This window comes from Streptomyces sp. NBC_00986, assembly GCF_045162565.1.
Taxonomy (GTDB): Bacteria; Actinomycetota; Actinomycetes; order Streptomycetales; family Streptomycetaceae; genus Streptomyces.
On record NZ_CP108733.1, the window covers coordinates 1,368,432 to 1,393,731 of the forward strand.

Below are 25,300 nucleotides of genomic sequence, written 5' to 3' on the forward strand. Positions count from 1 at the left end.
GTCACTCTGCCCAATAGCGGCTATTCCGCGGGCTGTTGCGCCGGTTGAGCAAGGCTCGCTGTCCACTTTTCCTCGATGCGGCCGAACTTCCACACCAGCAGGGCCACCACCCAGGTCGCGAAGAACAGGCCGACGATGAGGAAGCCGATGACGTTGAGGTCGAGGCCCGCGACCCAGTCCCAGAAAAAACCGTGGAGGTCTAGCTTCTCGGCGAACAGGCCCAGGAGTTCGACCGTACCGATGATCAGGGCTACGGCGACGGACAGGCCGGTGATCGTGAGGTTGTAGTAGACCTTGCGGACCGGCTTGGAGAAGGCCCAGCCGTAGGCGAAGTTCATGAACGTGCCGTCGATCGTGTCGAGCAGCGACATTCCGGCGGCGAACAGGACCGGCAGGCACAGGATCGCGTACCAGGGCAGGCCGGACGCGGCGCCCGAACCGGCGAGCACCAGCAGCGCGATCTCCGTCGCCGTGTCGAAGCCGAGGCCGAACAGCAGGCCCAGCGGGTACATCTGCCAGGACTTGGTGATCGACTTCATGAAGCGGCCGAGGATGCGGTTCATGAAACCGCGGTTGTTCAACTGCTCCTCCAGCACGGCCTCGTCGTAGTGCCCGGAGCGCATCTGGCGGAACACCTTCCAGATGCCGGCCATGATGACGAGGTTGATGCCCGCGATGACGTAGAGGAACGTGCCCGAGACGGTCGTACCGATCAGGCCGGTGACGTCGTGGAGCTGGGAGTTGTCGTCGCGGACCGGGTTGGCCAGGGCCTTCACGCCGAGGGAGAGCAGGAGGGTCAGGCCGAAGACGATGCTGGAGTGGCCGAGCGAGAACCAGAAGCCCACCGACAGCGGGCGCTGGCCCTCGCTCATCAGCTTGCGGGTCGTGTTGTCGATCGCCGCGATGTGGTCCGCGTCGAACGCGTGCCGCATGCCGAGCGTGTACGCGGTCACGCCCATGCCGATGCCGAAGGACTTCTCGCCGACGCTGTAGTGCCCCGGCGCCACGATCCACACGAGCGTGAACCAGCCGATCACGTGCAGCCCCAGCACGAACGCGGCCATCCCGCCGACCCGGGTCCACTCCTGCCGCGTCATCGACGTACGGACGCGGTACCAGAGCGACGGCCGCGCAGCCGCGGCCGTGGCAGGGAGGGTCGAAGTGGATTCGGGGGCGGCCGTCATCGAGGAGGGCCTTTCTGCCGGGTACAGGTACGGGTGCGAGCATGGCTGCGCGGTTGCCGCGAGCAACCTCGTGCCATCCTCCCGTACCTGCAACCTATTCGCAGTAACGGTCGGCAAAGACCACGGCAGGTCTTGCCCAAAGGGAGGGAAAATCCCAGGTCAGGTCGCCATCAAACCCCTGCCGAGCCAGTCCTTGGCGTCCTTCACACCCGGCAGAGCGTAGAAGTATCCGCCGCCTGTCGGAGAGATGTAGTCGACGAGGGGTTCGTCGATCAGCCTCGTCTGGGTCGCCTCGAACTGCCGCCGCACGTCCTGCTGGTAGCAGCAGAAGACGAGGCCCATGTCGAGGTTGCCCACGGCGTCGATGCCCCGGTCGTAGTTGTAGCCGCGGCGCAGGATGCGCGAGGTGTCGGTGGCGGCGGTGCGCGGGTTGGCGAGGCGGATGTGCGCGTCGAGCGGGATCGCCGTGCCCTTGGGGTCCTTGGCGTAGTGCGGAATGTCCGTCTCCTTGGCACCGTCCAGCGGGGCTCCGGTGTCCTTGCGGCGGCCGAACATCAGCTCCTGTTCGCTCAACGAGACCCGGTCCCAGAACTCGACGAGCATGCGGATGATCCGGATCACCTGGTAGCTGCCCCCGCTCGCCCAGGCCGGTTCGTCCTGTCCGTCGCCGACCCAGATCAGCCGGTCGGTCTCACGGGTGGACTTCACGTCCGGGTTGGCTATGCCGTCCTTGAAGCCGAGCAGGTTGCGCTGGGTGCCGGTGGGGCGCGGGGTGTTCTGGAAGCCGTCGATGCGCCACTTGATCTGCATGCCGCCGCGGGTGTGCCGGGCGATGTCGCGCAACGCGTGCAGCACCGTGTCCTGGCGGGCGCCGCACACCTGGAGCGACAGGTCGCCGTGGCACTCGGCGGCGCGCAGGTTGTCGTTCGGGAACGTCTTCATCGGGGTCAGCCGGCGCGGCCTGGCCTTGGCGAGTCCGTAGCGGTCGTCGAAGAGGGACGCGCCCACGCCGACGGTGACCGTGAGGGCGTCGGCGGGGACGTCCGGCCCGAGGATGCCGTTGTCGGCGGGCGGCGCGCCGACGCCGAGGTCGGCAGGGGTGCCGCCGGAGGTGAGGAAACGGGCCCGTTCGGTGATCGTCCGCAGCAGGTCCGTCAGTTCGGCCCGGTTGTCGGCGATGACGTCGAGGGAGACGAAGGTCGCGGCGGCCGGGGCGGGGGTGAGGATGCCGGCCTGGTGAGTGCCGTGGAAGGGGATCTCGGCGGCGTCGGTCGTGTCCGCGGCCTGTGCCTGCGCGGTGCCGCCGGTCTCGGCGAGCGCGAAGGCTCCGCCCGCCAGCACCGCTCCGGCGGCCCCGGCACCGAGCGCCGTCCGGACGAAGGAACGACGACCGGCTCCGGCCGGGCAGCCAGGGGTTTCGGCGGACGGCATCGGGCGGGTCCCTTCACTGCGGGTGCTCTGGGTGGGGCGGGTGCTTTGGGCGGTTCGGGTGTTCCGGGAGCCGCAGGTGCTGTCGGCGCCGGGGGCGCTGCCTGCTCCGCGGGTGTTCCCGATGGCCTGCGTCTTCTCGGTGCCGCGGGTGCCATCGGTGCCGTGCGGATTGTCGGCGCCCAGCGCGTCGTCGGCGCCGGGTGGACTCTCCGTGCCGTGCGTGCCGTGCGTGCCGTCGATGCCGTCCGTGCCGGACGGACTCTCGTCGCCGCGCGCGTCGTCGCTGCCGTGTGCGCCCTCCGCGCCGGGCATGCCATCGACGCCCTGTGTGTTCTCCGTGCTCATCAGGCCGACTTCCTGATCTCCAGCAGGTCCGGCACCGGTGCCAGGTCCTCCAGCAACTGCCCGGTGGTGGCGTCGAGTTGAGCCTTCGCCGTACCGTCCAACTGCTCGACCGGCGTCCACCTCCCGCCCCGGTGCGCCGAGTCGAGGAGTTTCTGCAGCCGGGCGATGTCGGCGTCGACGCCGGGGAGCAACTTCGGCGACTCCCTGGTCAGCAGCGGCTTGAGTACGGTGAGCAGCTCACGCGTGCCGGCGAGGTTGCTGTCGACGGTCGCGAGGTTGGTGCCGCTGCCCTCGTCGGTGTCGCCGGTCAGCTCGAACTGCAGGGCGTTCTCCAGGATTTCGTGGGCCCGCAGCGGCAGGTCACCGGGGTCGAAGTCCTGAGTGGGGAACGCCTTCTTCAACCCCACGACCGCGGTGGTGAGTTGCTGCGCGGCCGCCTTCAACTCGCCCGCGGACTGCCCGTGCCAGAGCCCGTACTCGATGCGGTGGAAGCCTGCGAAGTCCTTGTCCTGGACTCCCCCGGCCAGCCCGTCGGCCCGGCCGTTGATCTTCTGGTCGAAGTCCTCGAAGGTGCCGTAGGCCGCGCCGAGGGAGGAGTAAGTCCGGTGCGCGGTCAGCCAGTCGGTGCGTGCCTTGGCGAGGTGGTTGCCCGCGATGTCGGCGCTGAGCTGCCGGGTCTGGGTGACGAGCGTGGCCAGGCCCTGGTCGACGTACGCCTTGTAGGCCTTGAGGGGTGCGGCGAGGTCGTTCTCGGAGACGGGGACGACCGCCTTCACCGCACCTCCCCCGCCGCTGACATGGACCGTGGCGGAGGTGACGGCCTTCGCCCCGGTGGGCACGCAGCGCCAGGCGTACGAGCCGCCCGCGACGGTGGCGACGAGGTCCCGGGTGGTGCCGGGAGCGAGGCCTTCGACCTCGCCGTAGACCGCGTTGGTGGCGGGGTCGATCAGGTACACCTCGGCGGTCTTGTCGCCGGTGTTGTGCATCTGGAAGGTCTGCCGTCCGGTGTCCGGCGCGGTGAAGCCCTTGCCGCACTCCGTCTCGGAGACGGCCACCGTCTCCGAACTCGCGGGCTTGGGACGGGAGAAGGTGACGACGAGACCGGCGACGACCGCGGGTACGGCCACCACGGCGACCGGGACGACCCAGACGGGGCGGCGCCGTGGCGACGGGGTGGGCTCGCTCAACTCGGCGGTCGTAGGCGCGGGTTCGGGCGATTTCTCCTTCACGCCGCGCACGAACAGCGGCATCACCACCGCCAAGTAGCCGACGTAGCCCACCACTTGGAGCCAGGTCATCGTCGGCATCAGGTTGAACACGCCCTGGATGAGGGTGCTGTACCAGGAGCCGGCGTCGACGCTGCCGCTGAGGTCGAAGGCGTAGGTGGTCAGGCCGGGGAGGACGCCGCCCTCCTGGAGGTCGCGCAGTCCGTAGCCGAGGACGCCGGCCGCGATGACGATGAGGACGGCGCCGGTGGCGGTGAAGAACTTCGTGAGGTTGATCCTGAGGACGCGGCGGTACAGGCCCCAGCACAGGGCTGCCGCGAGGACGAGACCGATGCCGGCGCCGGTCAGGGGTCCTGCGGACTCGCCGGCCGCGCGGGCCGTGGTCCACAGGAACAGGGCCGTCTCCAGGCCTTCGCGGCCCACCGCGAGGAAGGAGGTGAGCATCAGCACGCCCGCGCCCATGCCGAGCGCGCCCGTCGCCTTCTCCCTGATCTCGCCGGAGAAGGTGCGGGCCGAGCGGCGCATCCAGAACACCATCGCGGTGACGAACGCGACGGCGACCACGCTGAGGACACCGCCGAAGGCTTCCTGGGCCGTGGCGGAGAGGTTCGCCGCAGTGAAGGTGAGGACGGCGCCGAAGCTCAGCGCGAGGGCGATCGCGGCCAGGACGCCCGTCCACACCTGCGGCAGCCGGGACTTGGCGTCGGCGCGGACAAGGGTGGCGACCAGGATCGAGACGATGAGTCCCGCCTCCAGCCCCTCCCGCAGCCCGATCAGAAAGCTCGGAAACGCGTCGTCCCACATTGGGTGCGACCCCTCCTGGGTTAGTGCAGGCATGCCTTACTTCGCGGACCATCATGACTACATGCGTGTAGTCGGTCAGTCATGAATCGGCAACGACCGGGCAAAAGTGCGGAACTTCTCGGACGCTGCGATCGTCTACAGTTGAGTAGACCGTCTACAGATTTGTAGTCAGAACGTTTGTAGTCATACCTGCGGAAGGGCGCGCCGATGACCACACCCCTCGACCTGGCCTCCCAGCTCGCGGTGAACGTGCTGGACGCCAGGTCACTGCTGGCCGCCTTCGGTGTGCTGGGTGTCGGCGTGGTGATGTTCGCCGAGACGGGGCTGCTGATCGGGTTCTTCCTGCCCGGCGATTCCCTGCTGTTCACCGCAGGTCTGCTGTGCACCGGCGGCGCTGACAGAGCCGTGAAGTTGTCGCTGCCGCCCCTGCTGGTCGCGGCGGCGGTCGGCGCGCTCGCCGGGGCGCAGTGCGGCTATCTGCTCGGCCGGAAGGCGGGCGGCGCGCTGCTCGCCCGCAGCCGCTCGCCCCGCCTGCACGAAGGCGCCCGGCGGGCCGAGGAGCTGCTGGAGCGGTACGGCTACGCGAAGGCGGTCGTGCTGGCCCGTTTCGTGCCCGTCGTACGGACGGTCCTGAACCCCATGGCGGGTGCGCTCGGGGTGCCCGTCCGGACGTTCACCGTGTGGCAGACGGTCGGCGGCCTGGTGTGGAGCCTGGGGCTGACGCTCGCCGGATACGCGCTGGGTTCCTCGATCCCGAACGTCGACAGGTACCTGCTGCCCATGGTCGCCCTGATCGTCATCGTGTCGCTGCTGCCCCTCGCCGCCGAGGTGCACCGCTCCCGCAAGGCCACCCGCGCCGCCAAGGCAGGGGAGGTACGCGGATGATCCTGGTCGCCTTCCAGGGGTCGTCGATCGACGGCGAGGCCTACACGGATGTGGTCGACTCCGCCCAGCACGCGCCCGGTTGGCTGGACGGTGCGGTCTCGGCGTGGTCGACGTACGGGCTCGTGGTGTTCGCCGTGCTGATGGTCGTCGGCTGGTGGCGGGCGCGCCGGGTCGGTGCCGAGGCGGCGGTGACGGCGCTGGCCGTGCCGGTGGTCGTGGTCGCCGCGTACGGCATCGACTCGCTGCTCAAGTCGGCGGTGCGGGAGAGCCGGCCCTGCCAGACCCTGCGGGTTGCCACGCTGGAGGTGTGCCCGGCGCCGGGCGACTGGTCCTTCCCCAGCAACCACGCGACGATCGCCGCGGCGGCAGCGGTCGCCCTGTTCTTCGTCTCCCGCCGCCTCGGTGCGGTCGCCGCCGTGGCCGCGCTCGCGATGGCGGGTTCCCGGGTCTGGGTCGGGGTCCACTATCCGCACGACGTCGTGGCGGGCGTGGCGGTCGGCGCGCTCCTGGCGCTCGGCGCGATGGTCCTGCTGAAGCGGCGGCCGGAGTCCCTGACCCGGCGGATCACGGCCACCCGGCTGCGACCGCTGCTGATGTCATGAACCGCAAGGACGTCTCCGAACTGGCGGGCAGCGCGGGCCTCGGCGCCTGGACCGCGTTCGGGGTGCTGAGCATGGTGGTGCTCGGGCATGAGGGCGCCCCGCTGTTCGGGGACGAGGACGCGGTGTCCTGGTCCGTCGCGCACCGCCCGGACGTGGCGCTGGCGTTCGCCCGCGGTCTGACCGCGACCGGCACCGGCGTCATCCCGTACGCGCTCGTCGTCCTCGCCGGACTCCTCACCGGCCGCACCACCCGCCAGCGCCTCCTCGCCGCGACCCTCGCGCCGGCCTGCCTCGCCACCGGCCAGGGCCTGCGCTACGGCGTGATGGAACTGGTCTCGAGGCCCCGCCCGGCGCTGAGCAACTGGGCCACACATGCCTCGGGTTGGTCCTTCCCCTCCGGCCACACGACCACGGCGGCGCTCACCGCCGGCCTGGTGATCCTCGCGATATTCGTGCGTGCCCCGCACGGGAGAACCCCGCTCTGCCTGGCCGTCGGCTGCTGGGGCGCGCTGGTCGGGCTGACCCGGGTGTATCTGGGCGTGCACTGGTTCACGGATGTCGTCGGCGGCTGGCTGTTCGCCGTCGGCTGGTTGGGGGTGTGCGTGTGCGCGGCGGCTTGGTGGCTGCCGACGCGGCTGGTGGCCGACGGGGTGGATACGGCCGGGCCCGGCACGGGACCATCGCGTGAGCGGACCCGCCCTTAGACGTGCTCACCGGTAGGCGTGCCCAACGGTAGGCGTGCTCAGAACGGTAGGCCTGTTCAAGCGGAAACGGCGGCCGGTGCCGAACCATGAGGCGCCCGAGACACCGTGCCCGGCACCGGTCGCCGTGGGCGGTACCGTCCGAGCAGTCCGAGATCCTCGGCACGGTCGCCGTCGGGGCTGTACTGGTGATCCGCCCGCTCGTGATCCAACTCGGCGCAGCCGTGCGCCACTTGAGCCCGTGGCCCGGTCGGTGCCGGAAGATACACGTCCGTCTCCGCCGCGTCGTCACCCGTGCTGTCCGATGCGTCGAGCTGCAACTCGAACCAGACCTCCTTGCCCTCCTCGACGAGGCGGCTGCCCCACCGGTGGGCGAGCGCGTCTACCAGGAACAGCCCGCGGCCGTTCTCGCTGTCGGTGTCGACGTCGAGGCCGTCGTCGCGCTCGACCTGCCGGTGCGGCGGTCGGGGAAGGTGTCGCCGCTCGTCCGCGACCTCGCAGCGCAGTATGCCGACGCCCAGGGACAGGGTGAGCCGGTAGCGGCCGCCCGCGTGCACGACGGCGTTGGTCGCGAGTTCGCTGACCAGCAGTTCGGCGATGTCCACCAGGTTCTGGAGGCCGTACTCGGCGAGCCGCTTGCGGACGAGTTCCCTGGCCTGGCGGACCGAGGACTTTCCCGGGCCCAGGATCGTGGTGCAGCCGTCGCCCACGGTCGGCAGGCCGCGTGGACGGTCGTTCGGCATGGTCGTTTCCCTTCGGCCCCTGGGGCGTTCGGCTCGTGCGGCGCGAGGCCGGGTCCGCCAACAGACCCTGCCTCCTGTCCACCATGCGTCCGCCGTGCCCTTCGAGGCGCGGGGGGAACTACCCGAATCCGCGGGCCGGTTCGTCAACCTGCCGATACGAGGGCCGTCTCCATGCGGATGGTCCACCCCTCCTTCGCCCCGTCGCCGGACCTCATGTCCACGAACTCGCAGACCTGACGGGTCTGCCAGAGCCCGTCCTCCGGCCGCGCTTCGGCACCCGGCGGTCGGAAGCCGAGGAACGGGTCGGTGATACGTCCGCGCGGAGTGCGCAGTTCGCAGATGATGCGCTGCCGGGTCGACCACAGCCGCAGGTGTGCGCGGTCGCAGCCCTGGGAGGCCGCGTAGCGCGTGGCGCCGGACACGGCCTGCCCGAAGCGGGCCGCCTCGTCGGGTGCCATGCCGCGCGCCCGCGCCTGGTCCGCCGCGAACCGGTGACCGGCGGCCAGGTCCCCGTCGAGGCCGACGCCGACCGCGTCCCGCGGCGGTGCGGGCAGCGGGCCGAGGCCCTGGATCGCGTAGACGGCGGGCTCCGTGAAGAGCGAACTGGGCTGAACGCCTTGCCTGTTGAGTTCCGTCGGGTGGGTGTGCCGGGCCGCGTCGACGATGTCCGGCGGTGCGGTACGGGTGTCGTACAGGCACATCAGGTCGGGCGGGGCGCCGGTGAAGAGCTCGGTGGCGAGGGCCTCGTACCGCTTCCACTCGGGGATCTGGCGCGGCGACCGGCCGTCCCAGACCGGCTCGCCCGTCATGTGGAGCAGGCCCTCGGGGCTCGCGTGCGTGACGTAGTAGTCGAGGGCGGTGGCCATGCTGTTGGCGGGGCTGCCGCGGTACCAGCGGGCGGAGTCGCGGAAGTCGACCTGGCGGGCGTCCGGGCCGAGCGCGTCCCGCAGCAGGTCCAGTTTGCGCGGGGTGGTGATGACCACCGGGTCCGGTTCGTCCTCGGCGACGATGCCGTCCCTGAGGAACGGCACCACCACCGCCAGGAACTCCTCGTCGGACGAGTGGATGCCGGCGTGGTGCTTCACGGGTGGGACGGGTGTGTTGGGCGTGGTGGCTGTCGTGGGTGCTCGGTGTTCCATCGGTCTGCCTTCCTTCTCGTTCGGTTCGCGGCCGTACGTGATCTCTGCAGTACGTGGTCCCCGGCAGTACGTCGTCACGGCCGCGCGTCGTCACGGCCGTACGGCATCAGGGGCGTACGGCATCAGGGGCGGCCGGCCCGGCGCGACTCGGCCCACACGGCGACCTGGCTGCGCGAGGTGAAGCCCAACTTGCTGAGGATGCGCTCCACATGGCCCTCCGCCGTGCGCAGTGCGACGACCAGCCGGTCGGCGATCTGCTGGTTGGTCAGCCCTTCGGCGATCAGTTCGGCGACCTCCGTCTCGCGGCGGGTGAGCGGGCTGTCGAGCAGCGGTCGGGGCGCGGACTCCCGCTCGCCCAGCGCGTAGGCGACCGCGTGGTCCGAGGTGAGGTCGAGGCCTTCGCGGTAGGCGTTCTTGAATCCGTCGCCGAGCAGTGCGCGGGCCGCGTCCTCGGCCTCGGTGCGCACCGGGCCGTGGGACGGGGTGCGGTCCAGTGCGACGTGGGCGTCCTGCCAGATCCGTTTGGCGGCACCCAGCAGGACGGCGGCGGGGCGGCCCTCGCCGTCGCGGGCGTGGACGGCGGCGAGCAGTTCCAGCGTCATGCCGGTGCCGAACACGTCGCCGACCGCCCGCTTGAGCCGTAGACATTCCCGGGCGTGGACTCCGGCCGCGACCTGGTCGCCCTTGGCCCACTCGGCGAAGGCGAGGATGCGCAGGAGGTAGGAGTGGATCCACTGCTCGCCGTGGGTCAGGCAGATCTGCCGGAACTCCTCGCACAGGGCCATGGCGCGGTCGTACTCGCCCTGGATCGCGAGGACATGGGCCAGTTCCACGTACTTGAAGCCGACGAGGCTCATCGACTCGCCCTGGCGCGGCGGGAGGGCGAGCGCCTCCTCGTACACGGCCCGCGCCCGTTCGTAGTCGCCACTGATCAGGCAGGCGCCGCCCCGGCCGAAGAAGGTGTGCGCCACCTCGGCCTCGTCGTCCAGCCGCAGGGCGAGGTCGCGGGCCTCCTCGACGAGGGGTGCGGCCCGGCCGGCGTTGCCCTGGCTGAGCAGCATCAGGGCGAGGGCCCAGAGGGCGCGGGCCCGGGCGACGGTCGGCTCGGGGGCGGCCGCGAGCAGGCGCTCCAGCCAGTACCGGCCCTCGACCAGGGCGCCGGTCGCGAACCAGAAGAACCACAGGTGTCCGGCCAGCTTCAGCCCGGCCCGCAGCTCCCCCGGGGTGTTCAGGCAGAACTCGAACGCCGAGCGGATGAGGTCCGACTCCGCGTGCAGCCGTCGTACCAACTCCGGCTGGTCGGGGCCGAACCAGCGCTCCTCGCACTCCTCGACGAAGTCCAGGCACCAGTCCCGCACCCGGCGCCGGGCCGCCGACTCCGCGCCGGCGCCGTCCTCGCGGAGCCGGTCGAGGCCGTACTGCCGGATCGACTCCAGCATCCGGTACCGGGCGTGGACGGCGTCGCCGTCCCGGACCAGCAGCGACTTGTCGACCAGACCGGCCACGGCGTCCACCAGCTCGTCGCGGTCGAGACCGGGCCCGGCGCAGACCTCCTCGGCCGCGCCCAGGTCGAAGCTCCCGGCGAAGACGGAGGCGCGCGCCCACACCGTCTGTTCCTCGCGGGTGCACAGGTCGTGGCTCCAGTCGACGGCCGCGCGCAGGGTGCGGTGCCGGGGCAGGGTGTCCTCGCTGTCCGCGCCGCCCACGCCGTCGCCCAGCAACCGGTAACGGCGGTCGAGGCGTTCGAGCAACTGCTGCACGCCGAGGGCGCGCATCCGTACCGCCGCGAGTTCGATCGCGAGCGGCAGCCCGTCGAGCCGGCGGCACAAGGCGGCCACCGCGTCCTGATTGGCCGTGGTGAGGGAGAACCCGGGCAGGACGGCGGCGGCCCGGTCGGCGAAGAGTGCCAGTGCCGGGTACTCCAGCGCGGGTTTCGGCGGCAGCGGCTCGCCCGGCGTGGGAGTCGCCAACGGCTGTACTTCCAGGACGTGTTGGGAGGTCACGTCCAGCGGATGTCTGCTGGTGGCCAGCACCCGCACCGCCGCGGTCTCGGCGAGCAGCGTCTCGACGAGCCGCGCGCACGCGTCCGCGAGGTGTTCGCAGTTGTCCAGGACGAGCAGCGACTCCCGGTCCTGGAGATGGTCGACGAGGACCCGCACCGGCGAACGGCCCGACACGTCACGGATGTTGAGCGCCTCGATCAGGGCGAGCGGCACCAGCGAGGCGTCCCGCACACCGGCCAGCTGCACGATGTGCGCGCCGTCGGCGAACGCCCGCGCCAGCCGGGGCACGGCGTGCAGCACCAGCCGGGTCTTGCCGACCCCGCCCGTCCCGGTCAGACTCACCAGCCGGTGGGCGGCCACCAGACGTTTGACCTCGGCGGTCTCCTGACGCCGGCCGACGAAACTCGACGCCCTGACGGGTCGGCCGATGTTCTGCCTTGTCACGGATACCTGCACAATCGGTCCCGCCTCCGAAAGTGGACTTCAAGAACTGTATGGGCGGGACGCGGACGAAGCGCCCGCAGTCCGACATTGCCACTTGAAGCAACTTTTCTGACAGAACCTGCACGAAATCCGCAACATGACGATCACCGGTGGATCAGCCGTGCAACGGCGGCGCTGGAGCCCTCCGGTCCACCGGACGGAAGGACTCCACCGGCCGCAGGACTCAGCCGGCGCTCAGCCGAACGAGCACAGCGGTGTTGATCCGAGGCAGCGACACCGTCAACCGCCCCTCGGCCGCGTCCCATTCGGCACCCGCGTCCGAGGTCCCCGGGTACAGCACGGTCGCGTGCGCCGAGGCACCGCGCAGGTGCGGAACCGTGAGCGTGCGGCCGGTGTCGTCCGACTGCCGCCGCCAGACCATCACATACGTCGAGTCAACCCCCCGCAGCCCGTGCGCGATCCACCCGTCCTCCCACCCGGGAAGCCCCAGCGGCCAGAACGGATGCGCCGTGCCGATCTCCCCCCGGACCTCCTTGTAGGTGGAAACCGCGGAGCGGACGAGGTCGAACTGCTCGTCGTTCATGAGGTTGAGGAAGCCGGAGAGGTGGATACGGCTAAGCAGCGGACCGGTGAGGGTGAAGGCGATCTCGTCGAGGGTCTGGTCCGGCTGGGGGTACGCCCACACCGCGGCCTGTTCGGGGGTCGCGGCGGTGGCCGCCGCCGCGGTGATGGGCGGGTAGCGCAGCGGGTCCTGCTGGTCGCTGGTGGACTGGAGCTGGGCGACGGCCAGTTGGGCGTAGTCCATGCGCAGACCGCCCGATCCGCAGTTCTCCAGGACGAGTCGGGGATGACGGTCGAGGAGCCCGGCCATCCAGTCGAGGTGGGCGCGGTGGTGCCCGAGCAGTCCGGCGCCCGCGCTCTCGGTGCCGTTCTCCGTGCCCGGGCCGATGTTGATGTTGTAGTCGAGCTTCAGATAGCCGACGCCCCACTCCCCCACCAGCCGGTCCACGACCTCGTCGAGGTGGGCGCGGGCGGCCGGGTGGCGCAGGTCGAGGTGGTGCCGGCCGTGTTCCGTGACGCGCAGGCCGCCGCGCCGGAAGAACGCCTCGGGGGGCAGGGTCCGGGCCAACGGGCTGCGTACGCCCACGACTTCGGGCTCGAGCCAGAGGCCCGGGGTCATCCCGCGCTTCGTGATGGCGTCGAGGACTTCCTGTATGCCGCCCGGGAAACGGTTGGGCGCGGGCTCCCACGCGCCGACGGAGTCCCACCAGCCCTGGGCGTCGTCGTCGTACCAGCCCGCGTCGATGACGAACACCTCGGCGCCCGCGGCCGCCGCCGCCTCCACGAGCGGCAGGAGCCGTTCGGTGGTGGGGTCGCCGTTCAGGGTGTTCATGTAGTCGTTGAAGATCACCGGGAGGGTGTGGTGGTCGGGGTGGTCGCGGCGGATGCTCCGGCGGTAGTCCGTGAGGGTGCCGAAGGCGGCGTCCAGGCCGCCGGTCTCCGCGCGGACGAGGACGGCGGGGACGGTGTGGAAGTCCTCGCCGGGGGCGAGGAGTTGGTGCCACTGGTGGTGGGCGTCGTCGGGGCCGAACAGGGCAATGTAGGCCGCGCCTTCGCGTTCGCCGGTCTCGAAGCGCCAGCCCGCGCTGGACTCGATCTGCCACAGCCAGGCGTTGCCCTCCGGGTTGGTGAGGGCGGCGACCGGGAGGTGTCGGCCGGTGGACCAACTCCCTTGTGAGTAGCGCTCGAAGCAGCCGCGCCCTTCGCGCCCGTGGGCGAACCGGCTCAACGGCACGACCTCGTCGCGGAGTTCGGCCCGGTGCCAACGGCATTCGGCGAGCCAGTCGTTGTCCGCCCAGTGCAACGTCAGTCCGGCGAGGCCGTCTTCGGCGACGGAGGATTCGACAACAGAGGATTCCGCGACGGAGGAGGTGATCCCGCCGAGGGTCAGGGTCGTCACGCTCTCCAACCGGAGGGGATCGACGCCCTCGTTGACCAGCCTCACCCGCGAGCGCAGGAAGGTCGCGCCGGGGCTCGCCTCCAGGACGACCTCCGCGGCCAGCCCGGTCACCGGGTCCGCGAGCCGGATCGTCGTACGCTCCAGGCCGCCGTCCCGCAGTGTCCGCGTCTCGTGGTCGCGGTAGGCCAGGCGCTCGCCGATGGCCGTCTCGATGAAACGCTCCCCCGACCACAGACGCCCGTGACCGGTCGCGGTGACCTCGACGAGGGGGACCAGGCGGTCCCAGTCCTGGCCGGAACTTCCCAGTCTCACCGACCCGTTGGCGTCCACGACGGCGTGCAACCCGAGCTCCGGGTGCGACCAGATACGGGACCTCTCGACTGTTTCGACGACACTGGTCAACACAAATTCCCCTTCTGGGACAGTTCGGTCCTGCGGCTCTCGTACAGGCGCTGAACTGGGGCTTCTCAGCCGGTGGGCGCGATCTCCCCGCCCTGGCCGGTGTGTTCGAAAGGTAAATCCCCAGTTACGGTCTCTTGACGCCCACGTTGTGACCGCTCACAATCCTCGCATGGATGTGACCGGTCACACAAGCTCCGGCGGCCACGGCGACCCCCCTCAGGGGCCGCAGAAAGCCGCCAGTATCCGCGACGTCGCGGCTGCCGCAGGCGTCTCCTACCAGACCGTTTCGCGGGTCATCAACGGCCACCCGAACGTCAAGGAGGAGACCCGCAAGCGCGTCGACGCCGCCATCCAGACCCTCGGCTTCCGGCGCAACGCCACCGCGTTCGCCCTCGCCAGCGGCGTCACCCGATCGGTCACGGTCATCACGTCGAACACCGTCCTCTACGGCTATGCGGCCACCCTGCAGGGCCTGGAGGAGGCGTCCCGCGCCGCCGGATACGCGCTCGGTGTGCGGGTGGTGACCCCGGAGGACGACCTGGACCGTACGATCGCCGCGGCCGCCGACACCGGTGGCGGCCTGGTGGTCATCGGCTACGACCGGATCGGTGCCGCCGCCCTGGACCGCGTACCGGCACATGTGCCGTGCGCGGCGCTGGTGGAGGCGCCGCCGCCGGGCCGGACACCCGGCCGACCGGCGGTGTGGGCCGACGACCGCGAGGCAGCCCGTGCCGCCACCGAGCACCTGCTGTCGCTCGGGCACGCGAACGTCCACTACGTAGCGATTCCCGCCTCGACCGGAACCCGGCGCCTGGCGGGCCCCCGCGCCGAGGGCTGGCGCCAGGCACTGGAAGCGGCCGGCGTCACCCCGCCCCCGCCGTCCGGCAAGGGCTGGGACGCCCAGGCCGGTTACGAGGCCGGGAAGAAGCTCGCCCGGAACAAGGACGTCACCGCGATCCTGTGCGGCAACGACGACCTGGCCCTGGGTGTACTGCGCGCCCTGCACCACGCGGGCCGACGGGTCCCGCAGGACATCAGCGTCATCGGCTTCGACGACGCACCGCACTCCGCTTTCGTCACCCCGTCCCTCACCACAGTCCGCATGGACTTCCACGGTCTCGGCCGCGCCGCGTTCGGGCTGCTGCGCGCCCAACTCGACACAGATCAGCAGGAATCGGCGCCGGTACCGGCCGAACCCACCCTCATCCTCCGGGAGAGCTCGGGGCCACGGGACACCTGAGTCGGACGTCTGTCATCGCCCTGCTCGTCACGTCCGCCGTGCTCGCCTTAACCGACACATCCGCCCCTGCCCACGCTCGCCGTACCCGTCAGCCGCCCTCCCCACAGGCCTCGCCACACCTCCGCACCGCCCCCGCCTCCCTTCCGCGTACGAACAAGGATCCGCCATGAGAAGAGCCGTCTCCGTCCTTGCCACCGCCTGTGTCCTCGGGCTGACCGCGACCGCGTGCAGTGACAGCACCGGTGGCGCCACCACCGCCGCGCCCGAGGGTTCGGTCAACCCGACCGCCTCCCTCAAGGGCGTAACCCTCACCATGTGGGTGGCCCAGAACAGCGTCTCGGAGCCCAAGCAGGCCATCGAGGCGTTCGAGAAGGCCACCGGCGCCAAGATCAACACCGAGGTCATACCGGACCCGTACGAGTCGAACGTCCCGACCAAGCTCGCCTCGGGCGTCAAGCCGGACCTGATGTTCTGGCAGCCCACGGGCAGCACCCTGCCGTTCGTGCAGCCGGCGAAGAACCTGCTGACCCTCGACAACGAGGACTGGGTCTCCAAGCTCGGCACCACGGAGAAGACCCTCGGCCAGGTCGACGGCCACCGCTACGCGGCCATCGTCACCAGCCCGGCCGTGCTCGGCGTCTACTACAACAAGGACGTCTTCGCGAAGGCCGGCATCACCACCATGCCGACCAGCTACGACGAGCTGCTCGCCGACGCCGCGAAGATCAAGTCGAAGGTCTCGGGTGTCGCCCCGTTCTTCGAGGTCGGCGGCGACAAGTGGCCGCTCCAGTGGCAGGTACAGGCCCAGATGACGGATCTGCCGCAGTCCTTCTGGGACAACCTCAACAAGAACAAGGACAGTTGGACCAACAAGACCATCGTCGACGCGATCACCAAGTACAAGACGAAGGTCCTCGACGGCGGTCTGGCGCAGAAGAACTACAAGACGGCCACGTTCGTCGACCAGGGCAAGGCGATCATGGACGGCAGCGCCGCGATGGCCGTCAACGTCACCGCGCTCCAGTCCGAGATCCAGGCCACCGCCAGCACGGCGGACATCGACAAGAAGCTCGGCTGGTTCCCCATCGCCAACAGCTCCGCGAAGGCCGAGTACTCGCCGGACCAGACGAACGGCGTCGTCGCCTTCAACACCGGTGACACCAAGCGGCAGAACGCGGCCCGGCAGTTCATGTCCTTCTGGCTCGGCCCGGACTACCCGGCCTACATCAAGGCCAACAAGCTGGTCTCCGTGGAGCCTTCGGTGGCCAACCCCGACGGCCTGCCGCAGACCGCGATCGCCCAGGCCAAGGCCCTGTCCAGCGCATCGGGCGTCTTCCAGGTCAAGGCGCTCACCGCCCCGGACATGCACCTCGCGCTCGCCGACATGATCTACGGCAAGAAGACCCCGCTCCAGGTCGCCCAGGCTGCCGAGGACCAGTTCAAGCAGGTCCTCAAGGCGCGCGGCGTCACCGGTTTCTGACCCACTGACCGGCGCCTCTTCGCCAGCCCGTCCCCGGGCCGCCCGTCGGCGGTGCGCCCGGGGCCCGTACCGGAGGTAAGAAAGTGGTGGACACCGCCACGATGGACGCTCTCGACGCCACGCGCGCGAAGAGCCGGGAACAGGACGAAGCCCAGGTCCTGCCGTCCCGGCGCAACCGGCTCCGCGGCAAGGCCAACCAGCCGTGGTGGTTCGCCCTGCCCGCGCTCGCCGTGTTCGGCGTGTTCTTCCTGCTGCCGAACCTGCTGAACTTCGTCTACCCGTTCACCGACTGGTCGGCGTTCCACTCGCAGATCGGCTTCGTGGGACTGTCGAACTTCAGCACCATCCTGCACGACGGGTCGATGGCCCGTGACATCCGCATCACGCTCGAATACGCGGTCCTCGTGGCCGTCTTCCAGAACGGCTTCGGTCTCGCCCTCGCCCTGCTGCTGGAGCGCGACACCCGCTTCAACCGCTTCTTCCGCGCGGTCTTCTTCCTCCCGGTCCTGATCTCCGCGCTCGCCGTCGGCTACATCTTCCGCGCCCTGCTCGCCCAGGACGGCGCGCTCAACAGCGTGCTGTCCTCGCTCGCCGGACACCATGTCGACACCCCCTGGCTCGGCTCGACCACCTGGACGCTGGTCGTGGTGACCCTCATCCACGGCTGGAAATGGATGGGCCTGGCCATGCTGATCTACCTGGCCGGCCTGAAGAGCATGCCCGGTGATGTGCTGGAGGCGGCCCGGATCGACGGGGCCGGCTGGTGGCGCACCTTCTGGTCGGTCAGGTTCCCGCTGCTCGCGCCCGCGGTCACGTTCAATGTGACGACCGCGCTGATCGGCTCCATGAACACCTTCGACATCGTGCAGGCGACCACCGGAGGCGGTCCCGGCGGCGAGACCGAGGTCTTCAACATCTACATGTTCCGCATCTTCGGCCAGGGCCTGTACGCGCAGGCGTCCGCGATGAGCCTGGTGCTCTTCCTCATCGTCGTCGTCCTCGCCGTGCCCGTCATCGTCGGCCTGCGCCGCAGGGAGAACAACCAGTGACCACCGTTACCGCGTTCGCCCCCGCGCACCGGCGCCCGCTGCGCTGGGTCCAGCCGCTCGTCGTCCTGATCGTCGCCGGCGTCACCATCGGCATCCCGCTCTGGCTCGTCGCGGTCACCTCGTTCAAACCGCAGGCCGAGGCGATCAAGCCCAACCTCTCGCTGCCCCACCACGTCCAGGCCGCCGCGAACTACAAGCAGAGCTTCGACGAGGGCAAGATCGTCCAGGGCTTCGTCAACAGCCTCCTGGTCGTCGCCCCGTCCGTCGTCCTCGTGCTGCTCCTCGGAGCGGGCGCCGCCTGGGTGTTCGCCCGCCGCAAGGGCCGCCTGGTCAACACCCTGTACGCGCTGAGCATCAGCGGACTCCTGCTCCCTCCCGCGGTGATCACCATCGTCATGGAACTGCGCCAACTCGGCCTGGCCGGCACCCGTCCCGGCATGATCGGTGTCTACGCCGGGATGTACCTGTCCACCTCGATCTTCTTCATGACCGGATTCATCCGCGCCCTCCCCGAGGAGCTGGAGGAGGCCGCCCGCATGGACGGCGCGGGCCCCGTCCGCGTCTTCTTCCGCATCATCCTGCCGCTCCTGCGCCCGGTCATCGCCACCGCGACGATCATGGTGATGCTCTACGCCTGGAGCGACATCTTCTACGCCTTCTTCGTCCTCGGCGGCGGCGACAAGGCCACCCTGCCGCTCAACCTCTACCAGGTCGCCAACGCCCAGCTGTACCTCAACAACTGGCACCTGATCTTCGCCTACGTCGTGATGATGAGCCTCCCCATGGTCCTCGTCTTCGTCATAGCGCAGCGCCGCATCGTCTCCGGCATCACGAGCGGCGCCGTCAAGTAGGCCAAGCAGCCCCGGGGCCAGGCCAGTTGAGCCGCCCCGGTCACCCCCTGAAGTACCGACAGCCTCCCGCAACGCCGCGGGAGGAGGAGGACAGCCATGCCTCGAACACCCCGTAGATCCCGTTCGGTTCGCGCCCTCATGGGCGTGACCGTGGTGACCGCCGCCCTCCTGGGCACGGCGCTGACCGTCCCCGCCGCGCAGGCGGCCACCCCGACGCTGAGCGTCGACCTCGGCACCACCACCGGCGCGGTCATGCACGGAGCAAACGGCGCCCTGTACGGCCTCAGCGACGACGGAGTCCCCGGCGACAACCTGGTAACTCCCCTGCACATGACGTCCATTGCGCAGAAGGCACCAGACGGCGCCCAGCACCCGAACGGTGACGCGCTGGTCGTGCAGCCGGAGTTCGCCCGCGGTGGCGGCGGCGACAACCTCATCTACATGCAGGACATCTACGCCTCGTGGCCGTACGAGAACCTCGGGCTGAGCGACTACCTCACCAAGGTCACCACGATGGTCACCAAGGTCGCGGCGCGCTCCGACGCGAGCACGTTCGTGTGGGTACCGTTCAACGAACCGGACGGCAACTGGTACACCGGGCTTGGCAGTTCGACCACGTCGACGTACAACAGCGCGCTCGCCAGCTTCGAGAGCGACTGGACGACGGTCTACAACAAGATCCGCTCGATCATCCCGAACGCCCGGATCGCCGGCCCGAACGAGACGCACTACGACGCCCGTTTCATGGGCGACTTCTACCCGTGGGCCAAGACCAACAACGTCCTTCCGGACATGACCACTTGGCACGAGCTGGACCCCAGCTCCCTCTCCAACTTCGAGGGCAACCTCGCCGCGTACCGCACCATCGAGACCAACGCGGGCATCAGCCCACGCCCGGTCAACATCAACGAGTACGGCGACCGCCGCGACCTCTCCGTGCCGGGTCAGATGATCCAGTGGATGTCGATGTTCGAGCGGAACAAGGTCTACGCAGACCAGGCGTACTGGGACATCGCGGGGAACCTGGACGGCAACGTCAGCCAGACCAACATCCCCAACGGCGACTGGTGGCTGCTGCGGTGGTACGCGGGCCTGACCGGCCAGACCGCCAAGGTGACCCCGCCGCAGTCCAACGTCATCGACACGCTCCAGGCCATCGCGTCCCTGGACACCGGCCGCAAGCAGGCCCAGGTGCTCCTCGGCGGCGGCACGTCCGGCTCGGCGAACACGGTCGTCAAGAACATACCGTCGTCGTTCGGCAGCACCGTCAACGTCTCGGTGGAGCGCACCGCTTGGAGCGGCTACGAGGGTGCGGGCCCGGCGCCCACAGTGCTCGCCCGTAGCACCTACACGGTCGCCTCCGACGGCAGCATCACCGTGCCGCTGACCAACCTCGACCCGATGTCGGCCTACCGCATCGTCGTCAACCCGGCAGGCACCGGCACGCCCACCGCCGCGAGCGCCCCGTCGACGACGTCGTACGAGGCCGAGAACGCGACCGTCACCGACGGCACCGTCTACACCCAGGGCAGCATCACCAACGCCTACGGGTACGCCACTTCGGGCACCAAGGACGTCGGCAGCCTCAACCAGTCGGACAGCAAGGTCGCCTTCACCGTCACGGCCCCGACGACGGGCACGTACAACCTGAACGTCTTCTACGGCAACCAGTCCGGTGGCCCGGCGACCCAGACCCTCACGGTCGACGGCGGTTCCTCGCAGACGGTCACCTACACGCCGACCCTGAACTGGACCTACCGCTCCACGGCGAGCGCGTCCGTGTCCCTGACTGCGGGCACGCACACGATCACCCTGGCCAAGGGCACCAACGAGGTCACCCTCGACAAGATCGACCTCACCGCGGCCTCCACGGCGGACACCTCCTACCCGGCCACGTACGCCGACATCACCGGCTCGCCGACGTACAACTACACCGCGTCCGGTACGACGGGGGCCGGTGCGCTGGCCCTGACCTCGGGCACCTCGGCCGCCTTCGACGTCTACGCGCCGACCGACGGCTACTACACCGTCCACACCGACTACTCCTCCAACGGGTCCGGCACGCTCACCCTGGACGGCGCGACCGCCGTCACGCTGGCCTCCACGAGCGGCACGCTGACCGACAAGAGTTCGCGGCTGTACCTGTCGGCGGGCAACAACCGCATCACGGCGGCCACTTCGGGCTCCACCACGCTGACCCTGCGCGATCTGCGGGTGGCCGCGAGCGGTGACACCACGGGCGTCTCCGCGTACGAGGCGGAGAGCGCGACCCTCGCGGGAACCGCCGTCGCCACCTCGGACAGCTGGGCCTCGGGCGGCAAGTACGTCGGCTATGTCGGCAACGGCTCGGCCAACACGCTCACCTTCCAGGTGACCGCGGCCAGCGCCGGGCGGTACGTCATGAACGTCCGCTACGCCAACGACCAGGTCTCCGGCTCCGGGAACTACAACACCAACGTCGTCTCCCGGGCGGCCCAGATCTCCGTCAACGGCGGCACCGCGCAGACCGTCATGTTCCGCAACAACTACAGCTGGTCCAGCTACTGGGACCTGCCCGTCCCGCTGACCCTCACGGCCGGCACCAACACGATCAGCTTCGCCAACGCGAGCGCCTACGCACCCAACATCGACCGCGTCACGGTCGCGCCGGTCTCCGGCTGAGCCACAACTCCGGTCGGGGCCCGGGCACTTGTGCCGGGCCCCGGCCGGGGGTTCCATCCCAGAGATTTATCCTGCACCGCATCCGACATCTCGAACAATGACCCGAATATCGAACAGAAGGGCGGCCCGGTGGTGAACGCCGAGAACAGCGAACACACCCATCCCGACACCTACGTCATCGGAGTCGACTACGGGACGCTGTCCGGGCGGGCCGGGGTGGTCCGTGTCTCCGACGGCGCCGAACTCGCCGCCGCCGAGCACCCGTACACCCACGCCGTCCTCGACCGGACCCTCCCCGACGGCACCCCGCTGCCGCCCGACTGGGCGCTCCAGGTGCCCTCCGACTACATCGACGTCCTGCGCGTCGCCGTCCCCGAGGCACTGGCCCGCTCCGGCGTACGACCCGAGCAAGTCGTGGGCGTCGGCACGGACTTCACCGCGTGCACGGTCCTCCCGGTCCTCGCCGACGGCACGCCCCTGTGCGACCTCCCCTACCTCACCGGCCGCCCGCACGCCTACGTCAAGCTCTGGCGCCATCACGCCGCGCAGGCCCAGGCCGACCGCATCACCGCACTCGCCGACGCCCGCAAGGAGCCCTGGCTCCAGCGGTACGGCGGGAAGATCTCCTCGGAGTGGGAGTTCGCCAAGGCCCTGCAACTGCTCGAAGAGGACCCGGAACTCTACGAGTTGACGGAACGCTGGATCGAGGCCGCCGACTGGATCGTGTGGCGGCTCAGCGGCACTTACGTCCGCAACGCGTGCACCGCCGGGTACAAGGGCCAGCTCCAGGACGGCAGTTACCCCTCCTCCGACTATCTGGCCGCGCTCAACCCCGGCTTCGTCGACTTCGTCGTCGACAAGCTGGACCAGCCGATCGGCCAACTCGGCGACCGTGCCGGTGGGTTGACGGCGGAGGCGGCCGCGTGGACGGGCCTGCCCGAAGGCATCGCCGTGTGCGTCGGGAACATCGACGCGCACGTCACCGCGCCTGCGGCCACCGCCGTCGAACCGGGCCGGATGGTCGCCATCATGGGCACCTCCACCTGCCATGTGATGAGCAGCGACCGGTGGGCCGAAGTGCCGGGCATGTGCGGCGTAGTTGAAGGCGGCATCCTCCCGGGGCTCTGGGGCTACGAGGCCGGACAGAGCGGCGTCGGCGACATCTTCGGCTGGTTCGTGCGCACCGGGTTCCCGGCGTCGTACGCCGAGGAGGCCGCCGCGCTCGGCCGTGACCCGCACGAACACCTCACCGCCCTCGCCGCCCAACAGCGGGTGGGTGAGCACGGGTTGATCGCCCTGGACTGGCAGAGCGGCAACCGCTCCGTGCTCGTCGACCACGATCTGAGCGGGGTCCTGGTCGGGCTGACCCTCTCCACCCGCCCCGAGGAGATCTACCGCGCCCTGCTGGAGGCCACCGCCTTCGGCACCCGCACCATCATCGAGGCGTTCGAGACGTCCGGCGTACCGGTGCGCGAACTCATCATCGCGGGCGGCCTGATGAAGAACCCGCTGCTGATGCAGATCTACGCCGACGTCACCCGGCTCCCCCTCGGCGTCATCGACTCGGCTCAGGGACCGGCGCTCGGCGCGGCGATGCACGCGGCGGTCGCGGCCGGCGCGTACCCGGACATCCGGACCGCCGCCCACGCGATGGCCAAGGCCCGCCCGGCCGTGTACCAGCCGGACCCCGAGCGGGCCGCCGCCTACGACCGGCTGTACGCCGAATACCGGCTCCTGCACGACTACTTCGGCCGCGGCGCCAACGAGGTCATGCACCGTCTGCGCCGCCTCCGCGCCGAAGCCTCCGCCTGAGCGGCGATCCCCCGCCCGGTGGTCAGCTCCCTTTGAAAGGAACCCTCATGGACACCAACGCCACGCCCTACCCCGACCAGGAGATCTGGTTTCTCACCGGCAGCCAGGGCCTGTACGGCGACGACATCCTGCACCAGGTCGCCGAGCAGTCCCGGAGCATCTCCGAGATCCTCGGGGGCCCGGGGAAGATCCCGGTCAGGATCGTGTGGAAGCCGGTCCTCACCGACGCCGACGCGATCCGCCGGCTGTGCCAGGAGGCGAGCGCCTCCGACAGCTGCGTGGGCGTGATCGTGTGGATGCACACCTTCTCCCCGGCCAAGATGTGGATCGCGGGACTCAGCGCCCTGGACCGGCCGTTGCTGCATCTGCACACCCAGTACAACCTGTCGCTGCCCTGGCCCAGCATCGACATGGACTTCATGAACCTGAACCAAGCCGCCCACGGCGACCGGGAGTTCGGGCACATCGAGTCCCGGCTCGGCATCGACCGCAAGATCGTCGCCGGTCACGCGACCGACCCGAGGGTCGTGCGGCGCGTGGCGGCCTGGGCGCGGGCCGCCGTCGGCCGCCACGCCTCACGCACCCTGCGCCTGGCCCGCTTCGGCGACAACATGCGCGATGTCGCCGTGACCGAGGGCGACAAGGTCGAGGCCCAACTGCGGTTCGGCTACTCGGTGAACACCTACGCGGTCAACGACCTGGTGGCCGTCGTGGACGAGGTCGAGGACAAGGAGGCCGCCGAACTCGCCGCCGAGTACGTCGAGTTGTACGACGTCGTGCCCGCGCTGCGCCCCGGCGGCATCCGCCACGATTCCCTCCTGTACGCGGCCCGCCAGGAGATCGGCCTGCGTACCTTCCTCACCGAGGGCGGCTTCACCGCGTTCACCACCAACTTCGAAGACCTGGGCGGACTACGGCAGTTGCCCGGTCTCGCCGTCCAGCGGCTGATGGCCGACGGCTACGGCTTCGGTGGCGAGGGCGACTGGAAGACCTCGGCGCTGCTGCGCACGATGAAGGTCATGGGCGCGGGACGGCCCGGCGGTACCAGCTTCATGGAGGACTACACCTACCACCTGGGCCCGGGCACCCCGCGCATCCTCGGCGCCCACATGCTGGAGGTCTGCCCCTCGGTGGCGGCCGAGCGCCCGCGCTGCGAGATCCACCCCCTGTCCATCGGCGACCGCGAGGACCCGGTCCGCCTCGTCTTCAACGCGGCCCCGGGCTCCGCCGTGGTCGTCGGCCTGTCCGACCTCGGCGACCGTTTCCGACTGACCGCGAACACGGTCGACGTGGTCACCCCGAGCGAGCCGCTGCGCCGGCTGCCGGTGGCCCGGGCCGTGTGGAAGCCGCGCCCCTCGCTCGCGGAGTCCGCCGAGAGCTGGCTGCTGGCCGGTGCCCCGCACCACACCGTGCTCAGCTCGGCCGTCGACACCGAGACGCTGACGGACTACGCCGCCATGGCCGGCGTAGAGCTGCTGACCATCGACGAGACCACCAGCACCGGGCAGTTCACCAAGGAGATCCGGTGGAACGCCGCCTATCACCGGCTCGCCCAGGCCCTCTGACCCCCATGATCCTGATCCACGCGCAAGGAGAACACCGATGACCGCGCGAGTCCGTGACGGCCTGCGGCAAGAGGTACTGGACGCCAATCTGACCATCCCCCAGGTCGGTCTGGCGACGCTGACCTGGGGCAATGTGAGCGGTGTCGACCGTGAGGCGGGGGTGTTCGTCATCAAGCCCTCGGGGGTTCCGTACGAGGATCTCGTCCTCGACGACCTGGTGACCGTCCGTCTGTCCGACGGCAAGGTGGTCGACGGCGGCCTCCGCCCCTCGACCGACACCGAGACCCACCGCTGCCTCTACCTGGCGTTCCCGTCCATCGGCGGCGTCACCCACACCCACTCGACCCACGCGGTGGCCTTCGCGCAGGCCCGCCGTGACATACCGGTGCTGGGCACCACCCACGCCGACACCTTCAACGGGCCCGTCCCGTGCACCCCGGACCTCACGGCCGACCAGTGCGCGAAGGACTACGAGTACAACACCGGCCGCGTGATCGTGGACCTGCTGGAGACCGACGACCAGCGGGCGGCCGAGGTCCCGGCCGCCCTCGTCGCCAACCACGGCCCCTTCACCTGGGGCGCGACCGCCCGCAAGTCCCTGGAGCACGCGATCATCTGCGAGGCCGTGGCGGACATGGCCATCAACACCCTGGCCCTGTCTCCCCCGGCCCCGCCGCCCCCGTACCTGCTGGCCCGCCACTACACCCGCAAGCACGGCCCCGACGCGTACTACGGCAACCCGGCTCCCGCACCCGTCCTCTGACCGATGCCAC

The 25,300-nt window shown here is 70.1% G+C and carries 18 protein-coding genes; 11 read left to right on the forward strand and 7 right to left on the reverse strand.

Annotated elements, in window-relative coordinates; all coding sequences use genetic code 11:
- Window positions 1-20: 20 nt before the first annotated feature.
- From OG504_RS06090 to efeU, 3 genes are all read right to left on the reverse strand, one after another.
- Window positions 21-1,184 (reverse strand): HoxN/HupN/NixA family nickel/cobalt transporter, encoded by a 1,164-nt coding sequence (locus tag OG504_RS06090; protein WP_405988785.1) that lies wholly within the window; start codon window positions 1,182-1,184, stop codon window positions 21-23.
- Window positions 1,185-1,343: 159 nt separating this feature from the next.
- Window positions 1,344-2,615, reverse strand: a complete 1,272-nt coding sequence (gene efeB, locus OG504_RS06095) for an iron uptake transporter deferrochelatase/peroxidase subunit (protein WP_405996262.1) — start codon at window positions 2,613-2,615, stop codon at window positions 1,344-1,346.
- Between the two features lie 344 nt (window positions 2,616-2,959).
- Window positions 2,960-4,990, reverse strand: a complete 2,031-nt coding sequence (gene efeU, locus OG504_RS06100; RefSeq protein WP_405988786.1) for an iron uptake transporter permease EfeU — start codon at window positions 4,988-4,990, stop codon at window positions 2,960-2,962.
- A gap of 207 nt (window positions 4,991-5,197) precedes the next feature.
- On the opposite strand from efeU, the gene OG504_RS06105 reads away from it, so the two are divergent.
- The 3 genes from OG504_RS06105 to OG504_RS06115 are packed head-to-tail and all read left to right on the forward strand — an operon-like array spanning window position 5,198 to window position 7,181.
- A complete protein-coding gene (locus OG504_RS06105) occupies window positions 5,198-5,875 on the forward strand; it encodes a DedA family protein (RefSeq protein ID WP_405988787.1) in 678 nt (225 codons plus the stop codon).
- Entirely contained in the window at window positions 5,872-6,477 is a 606-nt protein-coding gene (locus tag OG504_RS06110; protein WP_405988788.1) for a phosphatase PAP2 family protein, read from the forward strand. The genes OG504_RS06105 and OG504_RS06110 overlap by 4 nt, the downstream gene beginning before the upstream one ends.
- Window positions 6,474-7,181, forward strand: a complete 708-nt coding sequence (locus OG504_RS06115) for a phosphatase PAP2 family protein (RefSeq protein WP_405988789.1) — start codon at window positions 6,474-6,476, stop codon at window positions 7,179-7,181. Before OG504_RS06110 ends, OG504_RS06115 begins: the two co-directional genes overlap by 4 nt.
- A 56-nt stretch (window positions 7,182-7,237) precedes the next feature.
- Here the strand turns inward: OG504_RS06115 and OG504_RS06120 are convergent, their stop codons facing one another.
- The 4 genes from OG504_RS06120 to OG504_RS06135 all read right to left on the reverse strand — a co-directional run bounded on the left by OG504_RS06120 (window position 7,238) and on the right by OG504_RS06135 (window position 13,869).
- Window positions 7,238-7,921, reverse strand: a complete 684-nt coding sequence (locus OG504_RS06120) for an ATP-binding protein (protein WP_405988790.1) — start codon at window positions 7,919-7,921, stop codon at window positions 7,238-7,240.
- A gap of 143 nt (window positions 7,922-8,064) precedes the next feature.
- Entirely contained in the window at window positions 8,065-9,060 is a 996-nt protein-coding gene (locus tag OG504_RS06125; protein WP_405988791.1) for an anti-sigma factor RsbA family regulatory protein, read from the reverse strand.
- Between the two features lie 122 nt (window positions 9,061-9,182).
- The gene (locus OG504_RS06130) at window positions 9,183-11,507 is read right to left on the reverse strand and encodes an ATP-binding protein (protein WP_405988792.1); all 2,325 of its coding nucleotides are present in this window, start codon (window positions 11,505-11,507) and stop codon (window positions 9,183-9,185) included.
- Window positions 11,508-11,730: 223 nt separating this feature from the next.
- Window positions 11,731-13,869: an alpha-galactosidase gene (locus tag OG504_RS06135; protein ID WP_405988793.1), complete on the reverse strand. Its 2,139-nt coding sequence runs from the start codon at window positions 13,867-13,869 to the stop codon at window positions 11,731-11,733.
- Window positions 13,870-14,038: 169 nt separating this feature from the next.
- On the opposite strand from OG504_RS06135, the gene OG504_RS06140 reads away from it, so the two are divergent.
- The 8 genes from OG504_RS06140 to araD all read left to right on the forward strand — a co-directional run bounded on the left by OG504_RS06140 (window position 14,039) and on the right by araD (window position 25,290).
- Window positions 14,039-15,109 carry a LacI family DNA-binding transcriptional regulator gene (locus OG504_RS06140; RefSeq protein WP_405988794.1) on the forward strand — a complete coding sequence of 357 codons (1,071 nt, stop codon included), beginning with the start codon at window positions 14,039-14,041 and terminating at the stop codon, window positions 15,107-15,109.
- A gap of 166 nt (window positions 15,110-15,275) precedes the next feature.
- Window positions 15,276-16,589: an ABC transporter substrate-binding protein gene (locus OG504_RS06145; protein WP_405988795.1), complete on the forward strand. Its 1,314-nt coding sequence runs from the start codon at window positions 15,276-15,278 to the stop codon at window positions 16,587-16,589.
- Window positions 16,590-16,672: 83 nt separating this feature from the next.
- Window positions 16,673-17,638, forward strand: a complete 966-nt coding sequence (locus OG504_RS06150; RefSeq protein ID WP_405988796.1) for a carbohydrate ABC transporter permease — start codon at window positions 16,673-16,675, stop codon at window positions 17,636-17,638.
- Window positions 17,635-18,489: a carbohydrate ABC transporter permease gene (locus tag OG504_RS06155; RefSeq protein WP_043662415.1), complete on the forward strand. Its 855-nt coding sequence runs from the start codon at window positions 17,635-17,637 to the stop codon at window positions 18,487-18,489. Before OG504_RS06150 ends, OG504_RS06155 begins: the two co-directional genes overlap by 4 nt.
- 96 nt (window positions 18,490-18,585) lie before the next feature.
- The gene (locus tag OG504_RS06160) at window positions 18,586-21,150 is read left to right on the forward strand and encodes a CBM35 domain-containing protein (protein WP_405988797.1); all 2,565 of its coding nucleotides are present in this window, start codon (window positions 18,586-18,588) and stop codon (window positions 21,148-21,150) included.
- 129 nt (window positions 21,151-21,279) lie between these two features.
- On the forward strand, window positions 21,280-22,962 hold the full coding sequence (araB, locus tag OG504_RS06165; protein ID WP_405988798.1) for a ribulokinase: 1,683 nt from the start codon (window positions 21,280-21,282) through the stop codon (window positions 22,960-22,962).
- A 47-nt stretch (window positions 22,963-23,009) separates the two neighbouring features.
- The gene (araA, locus tag OG504_RS06170; RefSeq protein WP_405988799.1) at window positions 23,010-24,527 is read left to right on the forward strand and encodes an L-arabinose isomerase; all 1,518 of its coding nucleotides are present in this window, start codon (window positions 23,010-23,012) and stop codon (window positions 24,525-24,527) included.
- Window positions 24,528-24,564: 37 nt separating this feature from the next.
- Entirely contained in the window at window positions 24,565-25,290 is a 726-nt protein-coding gene (gene araD / locus OG504_RS06175) for an L-ribulose-5-phosphate 4-epimerase AraD (RefSeq protein WP_405988800.1), read from the forward strand.
- The last annotated feature ends 10 nt before the right edge of the window (window positions 25,291-25,300 follow it).